This window comes from Kineosporia rhizophila, from assembly GCF_021277265.1.
Lineage (GTDB): Bacteria > Actinomycetota > Actinomycetes > Actinomycetales > Kineosporiaceae > Kineosporia > Kineosporia rhizophila.
On sequence record NZ_JAJSOH010000031.1, the window covers coordinates 76,820 to 86,916 of the forward strand.

9 protein-coding genes are annotated in these 10,097 nt (G+C 68.6%); 2 read left to right on the top strand and 7 right to left on the bottom strand.

Annotated elements, in window-relative coordinates; all coding sequences use genetic code 11:
* Positions 1–65 precede the first annotated feature (65 nt).
* From LWF15_RS30460 to LWF15_RS30485, 6 genes are all read right to left on the bottom strand, one after another.
* Entirely contained in the window at positions 66–659 is a 594-nt protein-coding gene (locus LWF15_RS30460) for a hypothetical protein (RefSeq protein WP_232814422.1), read from the bottom strand.
* A gap of 550 nt (positions 660–1,209) precedes the next feature.
* Entirely contained in the window at positions 1,210–1,986 is a 777-nt protein-coding gene (gene pstB, locus LWF15_RS30465; protein WP_232814423.1) for a phosphate ABC transporter ATP-binding protein PstB, read from the bottom strand.
* Between the two features lie 76 nt (positions 1,987–2,062).
* Entirely contained in the window at positions 2,063–2,971 is a 909-nt protein-coding gene (gene pstA / locus LWF15_RS30470) for a phosphate ABC transporter permease PstA (RefSeq protein WP_232814424.1), read from the bottom strand.
* Entirely contained in the window at positions 2,968–3,942 is a 975-nt protein-coding gene (gene pstC, locus LWF15_RS30475) for a phosphate ABC transporter permease subunit PstC (protein WP_232814425.1), read from the bottom strand. The genes pstA and pstC overlap by 4 nt, the downstream gene beginning before the upstream one ends.
* A 172-nt stretch (positions 3,943–4,114) precedes the next feature.
* Positions 4,115–5,230, bottom strand: a complete 1,116-nt coding sequence (gene pstS, locus LWF15_RS30480) for a phosphate ABC transporter substrate-binding protein PstS (RefSeq protein ID WP_232814426.1) — start codon at positions 5,228–5,230, stop codon at positions 4,115–4,117.
* A gap of 710 nt (positions 5,231–5,940) precedes the next feature.
* Complete coding sequence (locus LWF15_RS30485; protein ID WP_232814427.1) at positions 5,941–6,588, bottom strand: hypothetical protein; 648 nt, start codon at positions 6,586–6,588, stop codon at positions 5,941–5,943.
* A 428-nt stretch (positions 6,589–7,016) separates the two neighbouring features.
* Between LWF15_RS30485 and LWF15_RS30490 the strand changes: the two genes are divergently transcribed.
* The gene (locus LWF15_RS30490) at positions 7,017–7,280 is read left to right on the top strand and encodes a hypothetical protein (protein ID WP_232814428.1); all 264 of its coding nucleotides are present in this window, start codon (positions 7,017–7,019) and stop codon (positions 7,278–7,280) included.
* 264 nt (positions 7,281–7,544) lie between these two features.
* The gene (locus tag LWF15_RS30495; RefSeq protein WP_232814429.1) at positions 7,545–9,278 is read left to right on the top strand and encodes a serine/threonine-protein kinase; all 1,734 of its coding nucleotides are present in this window, start codon (positions 7,545–7,547) and stop codon (positions 9,276–9,278) included.
* 55 nt (positions 9,279–9,333) lie between these two features.
* Here the strand turns inward: LWF15_RS30495 and LWF15_RS30500 are convergent.
* Positions 9,334–10,097 (bottom strand): ABC transporter permease (locus LWF15_RS30500; RefSeq protein WP_232814430.1); only part of this gene is annotated, 764 nt, incomplete at its 5' end.

The window sequence follows — 10,097 nt, forward strand, 5'->3', positions numbered from 1 at the left end:
CGGGCGTTGCATGACTGCCTGGCTGTCAGACCGGGCGGGGGACGGGAGAAGCATCGGACGGGCGCTCAGACCCGTTCGTCGTACTGCGGATCCGACAGGCCTTCCCAGAGCAGGGCCGCGAGGTCGGAGGCCACCAGGTCCTCGTGCAGAGGCTCGGACGGGCGGGCCGGCGGCGGCGAGGGCGGCAGCGTCGTCGCGGCCGCGATCTGGGTGATCGACACCGGGGCGGTGTCGTACGGGGAGGTGGCCGCGGCGGCCGGCTGGGGCTGGGCCAGCGGGGTGCCGTTGACCGGTGAGACCGGCGCCTGCGGGGCGGGCACGGTCATCGGGGCCGGCGCGGGCGGCGGGCCGGGCCGGTAGGGGCCGTCCTCGTGCGCGATGACCTGGACCCGGACCTGGTTGTGCAGCTGCTGGATCCGCACCCCGGCGGGGGCGGTGGGCAGGGCGAGCACCACGTCGAAGGTGGGGCGGCGGGCGGCCAGCGACGCCAGCGAGGCCAGGGACGCCCGGAACGACCCGTCGAAGTCCAGCTGCTCGACCGTCATCCCGGCACTCTCGGCGATGATCGCGACCTGCTCGCGGATGGCGAGCTCGAGGTCACGGACCCGGTCCAGCCGCTGCTGCATGATCTGGCGACGGCCCATGATGTCGCTAGCCACGGAACTGCCCTCGCATGTTCGCTACTCCCTGATCGGAACGGCGTTACTGATGTATCGGAAGCGCGGCATCGAGCCCGGCGCGGCTAGGCCTGCGCAGGGCGGGGCTCAGGCTCCAGATGGATAAATACCACCGAAAGGGTCGCAGCGGGCCGCGAATGGACTATTTGTTGTAGCACGGTAAAGGCGTGGACACCCGGTGTGCAAGTGCCCAATTGGAGCAACAGAAGGTCAAGGTCAGGCCACTGCCAGTCATTTCCAATGGCAAAGGGGACATTTCACTGAGCTACGCAAACAATTCGATGGCTATGCGCATTCAGGGCATTACCAACCGTGACATACCGCTATGCCACTGGCCGTTATTGATCGCTCACGTTGAGGTCTTTCGGCATTCCTTGCTGCACCAGCACTGTCACTGTCGGCAGAGAGCTGGACAACCTTCACCGCAGTCCACCCGACAGACCCAAACAGACGGACGGGTGCGGGCCCCTCCCAGGAGGCCCGCACCCGTCCCTAGTTGTCGACCTGCTCCGGCGCGCCGGAGCCGCGCCGATCAGCCGAAGCGGCCCGAGATGTAGTCCTCGGTGGCCTTCTCGGCCGGGTTGCTGAAGATCTTGTCGGTGTCGTTGATCTCGATCAGCTTGCCCGGCTTGCCGGTGGCGGCCAGGTTGAAGAACGCGGTGCGGTCGCTGACCCGGGCGGCCTGCTGCATGTTGTGGGTCACGATCACGATGGTGAAGTCGGTCTTCAGCTCGTTGATCAGGTCCTCGATGGCCATCGTGGAGATCGGGTCGAGGGCCGAGCAGGGCTCGTCCATCAGCAGCACCTGCGGCTGGACGGCGATCGCCCGGGCGATGCACAGACGCTGCTGCTGACCACCGGACAGGCCGGCGCCCGGCTTGTTCAGCCGGTCCTTGACCTCGTTCCACAGGTTGGCGCCGCGCAGCGACTTCTCCACCCGCTCGGTCAGGACCTTCTTGTTCTTCTCCCCGTTCAGCCGCAGGCCGGCCGCCACGTTGTCGAAGATCGACATGGTCGGGAACGGGTTCGGCCGCTGGAACACCATGCCCACGGTGCGGCGGACCGCCACCGGGTCGACGTCCTTGCCGTACAGGTCCCGGCCGTTCAGCTGCACGCTGCCCTCGACCCGGCCGCCGGGGATCACCTCGTGCATGCGGTTGAGGGTGCGCAGGAAGGTGGACTTGCCGCAGCCCGAGGGGCCGATGAACGCGGTGACCGTGCGGGGGTCGACGGACATCGTCACGCCCTCGACGGCCTTGAAGGCGCTGTAGTAGACGTTCAGGTCTTTGACATCGATGCGCTGGGCCATCGGATGCACTCCCTTGCTGACCGGGCTGGGGGTGGGCCCGGATGGACGGTAAACGACGAGTGGTGGGGCGACGGCCCTAGCGGGAGACCTTGTTGAAGCGGGAGATCAGGCGGCCGGCGATGTTGAGCAGCATGACGATCAGGATCAGGGTCAGCGCCGCGGCCCACACCCGGTTCACCGCCGGGTCGTAGGACTCGCTGCGGTCCTGGTTGATCATTGTGGGCAGGGCCGCCATGAAGCCGCCGAACAGGTCGCTGTTGATCGCCTTGGAGTAGGGCGCCAGGATCAGCAGCGGTGCGGTCTCACCCATGACGCGGGCCAGACCGAGCAGCACGCCGGTGACGATGCCGCTGAAGGCGGTCGGCAGGACGACCTTCATGATCGTCTTCCACTTCGGCACCCCGAGCGCGTAGGAGGCCTCACGCAGCTCGTTGGGGACCAGCTTGAGCATCTCCTCGGTGGAGCGGACGATCACCGGGATCATCAGCAGCACCAGGGCCAGACAGACCGCGAAGCCGACCCGCTCGATGCCGAAGGTGGTCACCCACACCGTGTAGATGAACAGGGCGGCCACGATCGAGGGCACACCGGTCAGGATGTCGACCATGAAGCTGACCGCACGGGCCAGCTGGCCGCGGCCGTACTCGACCAGGTAGACGGCGGTCATCACACCGATCGGCACGGCGATCAGGGCGGTGACGACGGCCTGCAGCACGGTGCCGAGGATGGCGTGGTAGGCACCACCGCCCTCCTCACGGGCCACGATGCCGCGCTGGGAGTTGGTCCACCAGGTGCTGTCGAGCAGCAGGTTGCCGCCCTTGCTGATGACCGTGAAGAGGATCCAGACCAGCGGGATGATCGCGATCAGGAAGGCGGTGTAGACCGCGACGGTGGCGAGCTTGTCCTTGATCGCCCGGCTCGAGCTCGGCTTGTCGATCGGCGAAGCCGGGGCGGGGGACACGGTGTCCTGCGTCAGCGTGCTCACTCGGAGAAGGCCTTCCTGCGCTCGATGATGATCCGGGCCGCGGCGTTGACCAGGAACGTGAGGATGAACAACACCAGGCCGGCGGCGATGAAGGCCCCCGCCTTGGAGGCGGTGCCGAACTCCGCGGAGTTGTTCGCGATCTTGGAGGCGAAGGTCTCGCCGCCGGAGAAGAGCGAGAAGCGGAACGGGCCCGGGTTGGTGCTGACGATGATCATCACCGCGACCGTCTCACCGAGCGCGCGGCCCAGGCCGAGCATCGCGGCGGAGATTACGCCGGGGGTACCGAACGGCAGGACCGCGGTGCGGATCATCTCCCACCGGGTGGCGCCCAGGGCCAGCGCGCCTTCCTTGTGCGTGGCCGGCGTCTGGGCGAAGACCTCACGCGAGATGGCGGTGACGATCGGCAGGATCATGATCGCCAGCACGATCGAGGCGATGAAGACGGTGCCCAGCGAGACCGGGCCCTTCAGCAGGACGGTCCAGCCGAGGTTGTCGGCCAGCCAGTTCTGGAAGGGCTCGATCTTCGGGCGGAAGACGTAGAAGCCCCACAGGCCGTAGACGATCGACGGCACGGCGGCCAGCAGGTCGACCAGGTAGCCGAAGGGCGCCGCCAGCCGGGGCGGGGCGTACTGGGTCAGGAACAGCGCCACCAGCACCGCGATCGGGACCGCGATCGTCATGGCCACCAGCGACGAGATGACCGTGACGTAGAGCAGGTCGGGGATACCGAACGCGAGGCCGCTGTCGCTGACCTCCCAGATCCGGTCGGTCAGGAAGTTGGCCTTGTTGTCGATCAGGGCCGGGACGGCCTGACTGACCAGGAAGGCGCCGACCGCGATGACGAGAGCGATGACGAAGACACCGGAGCCGGTGGCGAGGCCGCCGAAGATGCGGTCGCCGCGCCTACCGGTAGAGGCCTTGTCGCCGGATGGTTCGGCGTCGAGCTCGGAATGGCCGGTGATGGTGGACATCCGCAGATCCTCGGGGGTTAGGGGGATTGCTAACGAGGGGGGACGGTACCGAGCCGGTGCCGTCCGGAACGAACGTCAGCCCCGCGTCCCCGATTCCGCCCGGATGGGCGGGACCGGGGGCCGCGGGGCGTCGGTCATTGCTGGTGCCTGAGAACTGGTGTTACGGGGTGGTTCAGGAGATCGCGTCGATCGCGGTGTTGACCTTGTCGGCGATCTCGGTCGGGATCGGCGCGTAGCCGGCCTCCTGCAGACCGCTCTGGGTCTCCGAGCTGGCGAAGTGCTTCAGGAACGCCTTGACCAGCGTGGTCTTGTCGGCGTCGAGGCCCTTCGAGCAGACGATCTCGTAGGTCACCAGGACGGCCGGGTACACGCCGGCCTCCTTGGTGGCGTAGTCGAGCTTCAGCTTCAGGTCGTTGCCCTCGCCGACGACCTCGGCCGCGGTCAGCGCCGCACCCGCGGACTCACCGGTCAGCTCGACGGCGCCGCCGCCGTTGTCGATCTTGGCGACACCCAGGTCGTTCGAGGTGGCGTAGCTCCACTCGACGTAGGTGATACCACCCGGGACGCTCTTGACGCCCTGGGAGACACCGTCGGACTTGGTGCGGCCCTCGCCGACCTTGCCCGGCCACACCTTCGACGGCTCGGCGGTCCAGGCGTCCGGGGCGGAGCCGGACAGGTACTTCTGGAAGTTCTCGGTGGTACCGGACTCGTCCGAGCGGAAGAAGACCGAGATGGCGGTCTTCGGCAGCTCGACACCCTCGTTGAGGGCGGCGATCTTCGGGTCGTCCCAGCTCTTGATCGTGCCGAGGAAGATCTCGGAGGCGACCTGCGGGGTCAGGACCAGGCCCTCGACACCCTCCAGGTTGTAGGCGATGGCGATCGGGCCGGCCACCAGGGGCAGGTTCCACGCCTCGTTGCCGGCGCAGCGCTCGGCGGCCTGGTCGGTCTCGACGACGCCGTCGACGGCCTCGTCCTTCAGGGCCGAGTCGGAACCGGCGAAGTCGACCTGCTTGGCGATGAAGTTCTTGACGCCGTCACCGGAACCGGTGGCGTTGTAGTTGACCGTGGCGTCGGGGTTCTCGTCCTGGAAGGAGGAGATGACCTCTTCGATGGCGTTCTTCTGGGCCGAGGAGCCCTCGCCGTTCAGCGTGCCGCTGACCGAGCTGCTGGTGCCCTCGGCGCCGCTGCCACCCTCGCCGCCGCTGTTGTCGTCCGAGCCACAGGCGGTCAGCGCCAGGGCGCCGGCCAGCGCCACGCTGGTCAGTGCAACGTGCTTGGGGAGCTTCAAGAGGATGCCCTTTCATGGAGCCGGGATCGAAGCCCAGCCAGTTCTGCCTAGCGCAGCGATCGGCGCGGCGCCGGGGCACGGTTGGATGCCCGCCACAGAACGTAGGCAGCCGAAGTGAAGCGATCTGCGGACGAGGGTGAACGCGCGCCGAACGAACCTTCGACATCAGGCGAAGGCTGCTGGACGCGGAAGCGTCTTCCAGGTGAACGACATCCTGTTGAGGCAGTCGAGGAAGACGGAGGGTGACCTCCGGCGGGCGACTCGGTCCGTTTCAGGGACATTTCACGTACCCGAACGGCCCACAGGTGACTGCGGAGAGTTGAGATCACGAGGAGGGGGTCACGCGTGATCGGATCGTAATGATCCCGGCCCAGCTGCGCGAGCCCGGGTTTTCGCCAGGTTCCCGGCAAGGACCGATCCTGGCCCTAAATGTCTTGTGTCACAACAGTTTGGTCCGCAAAAGAAAATTGAGACCGGCGCGGGGTCCTAGTGGACTCCGCGCCGGCCTCACGTGTCTCGAGGCGCCGGACCGGGAGCACCTCACGGTGCAACGGCCGCTCTAGGCGGCTTCAAGTGGGACCCGGGGCTACCGCGGCCCGACGCCCGGTGAGACCCCGAGGGGCGTCACCAGGTCTATTAACTCATGTCGGGGCGCTCGATGTTCCCCGGCGGACACTCCGACCTGTCGTGTTCCAGCCCACTTGGGCGGGTTAGCTCAGCTCACCGTTGCGCCACAGCTTCGCTGCGGCTTCCAGCTCGGTGCCGGTACGGGCCAGCCCAGCGGCCCTACGGGTGAGCGCGCCGGCGGCCTCTTCCCCCGGCTCCAGCGAGGGCTCCAGGTCGGCGTTGACCGCCCAACCGGTGGCCACCACGTGGCAGAAGGCGGCGGCCCGCTCCAGCGCAACGGCCAGATCACCGGTGAACGCCCCACCGAGGATGGCGTCGGACATGTCCTGGACCTCGGTCGGCCCCGGCGGTTCAGCCACCCCGGCCACCGCCTCGTGAACGGGGGCGCGGTGCCGACCGGTGTCGAACGCCCGGGCCATACCCACTGGGTCTCGGCGGATACCGGCCTGAAGCGCGTAGATGCGCCAGAGCGCGCCGGGGAGCGACTCCGCCGGGCGCGCCGCCCACAGCTCCGCGATCTCGTCCAGCCCCACCACGTCGGCCAGCGCCACGATGCGCGCTGTGGTGTCCGGGTCTCCCCCGCCGCGGGCGTGGTCGACCAACGCGGCCGCCGTGCGATGGGCCGCCTCGATGCGCTGCACCGGGTCAGGGTCTCCGGGGAACGTGTCCATCACCGTCGGGCTGAAGAAGGCCGGGCGCCGAGGATGGGCATGCGCGCGATCCGAGGTCATTCGGAACATGCTTCCATCGCCCGGCGCCGCTCGCAGCCCACGGTGGGGGCAAGGAACTTCACAACAAAGGACGGGGTGGTTGCGGACGGTGCCGGGAATAGGCCTATGGGGGGCGGTCGGGAAGGCGGCGGCTAGTCGGGGTTTGGGTGCTTCGCACTGCACACAGCAAAGGACCGGTACCCGCGTGGGGGTACCGGTCCTTGCCCTAATGCGCTGCTCAGGACGCCGACGGGTGCCCCGACTCAGGGGCGGGGTTCGTCGGCGTCGCGCCCATCGCCGCCAAGGTGGGGACATGGTGGGACGGCGGGGTCGGCTCATCGGCGGTGCGCATGTGCGTCCGGTGCAGAGCCTGGGCCAGGCTGGGCGGCGCCCCCTCAGCGGTCTGCTCTACAGCAGTGCTGACGGGTCCCTTCACATCCTGGCCGCTGATGGGCTCAGTAGAACCTTCCGCGGCCGGTGCAGAGCTCAGAGCCAGTTCGGACTCGGTGCGCTGCGACGGAATCGTGGTCTGCGCGGCCGGGCGAGTTGCCGCCTTCACAGCGCTGGAGCTCTTCTTCACTGCGGCCTTGCCGGCCCCCGGCTCTGTCGCGGACTTGGTCGCCGCCTCACCAGCCTTGCTCGCAGAACGTTTCGGCGATGATGCGCGCGCGGCCGAGCGAGGTGCGATGGAAGTGGAACTGGCGGCTGACTGAGTGGTGGCCATCTTACGAGGGACAGCCTTGGCTGCAGGAGGGGCCGAGGTCGTCCGTGCGGCGGGCTTGGTCGCTGGTCCGGCGGCGGCCTTCTTCGTAGTGGTCCGGCCGGCCGGGCGTGTGGTGGTCGTCTTACGGGCGGCGGGACCGGTCGACGCGGTCTTACGGACCTTGGACGCGGTGGCCTTCTGGGCAGCAGCGGTCTTGGAGGCCGTTGTGCCGGTGGCCGCGTCGGCCGAGACTGCCTTCCGTGTAGAGGCCTGAGTGGCCGTCCTTGCGGTGGCGGTCTTCCTGGTCGCTGGGCTCTTCGTTGCGGTCGCCCGGGTCGCAGCAGTCTTGGTCGCGGCAGTCCTCGTGGTGCCCCGGCCAGCGGCAGACTTCACCGCAGCAGGCTTGGCCTCAGTCCCCCGGGCACTGGCGGTACTTCCGCGGCTTGCGGCCTTCTTCGTGGTTCCCCGGCTCGAAGCGGACTTGGTGCTGGTGGCCTTCTCAGCCCCGGCCCCGGTCGCTGTCCTGGACGCCGCGGGCTTCGTCGCCGAAGTCTTCTTGGCCGCAGTCTTGCTCACTGCGGACTTCGAAGCGGCCGTCTTCTTGGAGCCGGCCCTCGCCGCGGGGGTGGCAGTCTTCGTCGCCACGGTCTTCCGGGCCGTGGTCTTCCCGGCGGGGCTCTTGCTCGGCGTGCTCTTGACCGCCGTACTCCTGGACGCCGTGGTCTTCTTCGCCGCGGCCTTGGTCGCGGTCGTCCTGGCCAAGCCCTTGGTCGCCGTCTTCTTCGCAGCCGCACTTGCCGCTGTCTTGGTCGCGGTCGTCCTGGCCAGGCCCTTGGTCGCCGTCTTCTTCGCAGCCGTCTTGGTGGCCGCCCCGGCCGCAGCCCTCTTGGTCACCGCCGTCCTGGCCGTGCCCTTGGCCGCAGTCCTGGCCGTGCCCTTGGCCGCCGTCTTGGCCGCAGCCGGCTTGGCCACCGTCCTGGAGGTTGCAGCCTTGGAGGCCGCCCGCGGCGCAGCCGTCTTTGCCGCGGCCGCAGACCTGGCGGCCGGGCGGGTAGTCGTCTTCTTGGCGGTGGGCCGGGCCGAAGAACGGGTGCCCGAGGGGGCCTTCGTGGTGGTCTTGGCCGCCGGGCGCGTGGTCTTCTTCGCTGCCGCAGCAGTCTTCCCGGCCCGCGAGGAAGCCTGCTTGGCAGCAGCCGAGGCGCTCTTGTTCGCTGCGGCCACGCCCCGGGTAGCAGCTGCGCTACCCGCCGGCTTCGAACCGACGCGCGTGGCCGCGGTCTTGCCGGCGCGAGCAGATGCAGTCTTCGCGGCGGTCGAAGCAGACTTGTTGGCGGAAGCCACGCTGCGCGCCGTAGAACCCGAACCGGCCGTCCTACCTGCGCGGGCAGACGCAGTCTTCGCCGCCTTGGACGCAGACTTGTTGGCCGAAGCCACACTACGAGCCACACCTGCACCCACCGCAGGTTTCGAACCTGCCCGCGTGACGGCGGTCTTCCCGGCCCGGGTCGAAGCGGTCTTGGCAGCACCCGAGGCAGACTTGTTGGCGGAGGCCACACTACGGGCCGCTGAACCAGCGCCAGTGGCGGTCTTGCCGGAGCGAGCAGAGGCGGTCTTCGCGGCGGTCGAGGCAGACTTGTTGGCCGAGGCCACGCTACGGGCGGCAGTCGCACTTCCCGCCGGCTTCGAACCGGTACGGGTGGTGGCGGTCTTGCCGGCGCGGGCCGACGCGGTCTTCGCGGCGGTCGAAGCAGACTTGTTGGCCGAGGCGACGCTGCGGGCGGTACCGGTCTTGGTAGTGGCGGCGGAGGTGGCCTTGCGGGCCGAGCGAGCAGCAGTCGCCGTCGCAACCGGCCGGGCGACCCGGTCGCCGGCCGGCTTCGTCGCCGCGGTGGTGGAGTTCGAGGGCACTGTGCCTCCTGGGTGGGGACCGGCACTGCGTCCGGTTTCTGCCTGGCCTGAGCGACATCGGGTCGCGCCACTACATCGGCGGCTTGACAAGCCGCTTTAACCCGTTCAGCAGAACTTTTCACCCCGGAACCGGCGCGAACCCGGCATTCGCCCCCTCAGCTGGTGATGTCTTTCCTTTCGAAATGCCACCAGGCCCAGGCCAGCAGCACCACGCTGTAGCCCAGCGACCACAGCGCCCCCCGCACCATCGCGTTCCACACCACCTCCGTGCCCAGCACGTCGGTCCAGGCCAGCCAGTAGTGCGTGGGCAGGAATCGGCGCCATTCGCCGAGAGCCGTGATGGTGTCGAGGATGTTCGAAAGGATCACCAGCATCACCGCTCCCCCGACCGCGCCCAGCGGAGCGTCGGTGTACACCCCCACAAGGAAGGCGAGGGCGGCGACGAAGAGGAGGACCACGGTCAGGTAGGCGACCGCGATGATCAGGCGCACGATCATCTCTGAGCCCGAGATCGAGCCTCCCAGCGGGGTTCTCAGCGGAGCCCAGCCGTAGAACGCCCCACCCACCAGATAGGCCATCACCGGCAGCAGCACCAGGGCGAACACGCAGTAGCCCAGCGCCACAAGCAGTTTGCGGCGCAGCAGGGCCGAGCGCGGCACCGGGATGGCCAGCAGGTAGCGCAGACTGGACCAGCTGGCCTCGCTGGCCACCGTGTCGCCGGCGAACAGCGCCACGATCACCACCAGCAGGAAGCCGGAGCTGACGAACAGCGTGAACACGGTGAAGTTGGCCGCCCCGCTGGTGGCCAGGTCGACCAGCGCGGTCTGCGGATTGCCGTCGCCGGGCTCACCGAAGCTGAAGGCGGCCACCAGGATGAACGGCAGGGCCACCAGGAAGCCCAGCGAGATCTGGGTGCGGC

Excerpts from the sequence above, each read along its gene's own strand:
- pstC (WP_232814425.1), bottom strand. The coding sequence starts at position 3,942 with ATGTCCACCATCACCGGCCATTCCGAGCTCGACGCCGAACCATCCGGC.
- LWF15_RS30485 (WP_232814427.1), bottom strand. The coding sequence starts at position 6,588 with ATGACCTCGGATCGCGCGCATGCCCATCCTCGGCGCCCGGCCTTCTTC.
- pstB (WP_232814423.1), bottom strand. The coding sequence starts at position 1,986 with ATGGCCCAGCGCATCGATGTCAAAGACCTGAACGTCTACTACAGCGCC.
- LWF15_RS30490 (WP_232814428.1), top strand. The coding sequence starts at position 7,017 with ATGGGCTCAGTAGAACCTTCCGCGGCCGGTGCAGAGCTCAGAGCCAGT.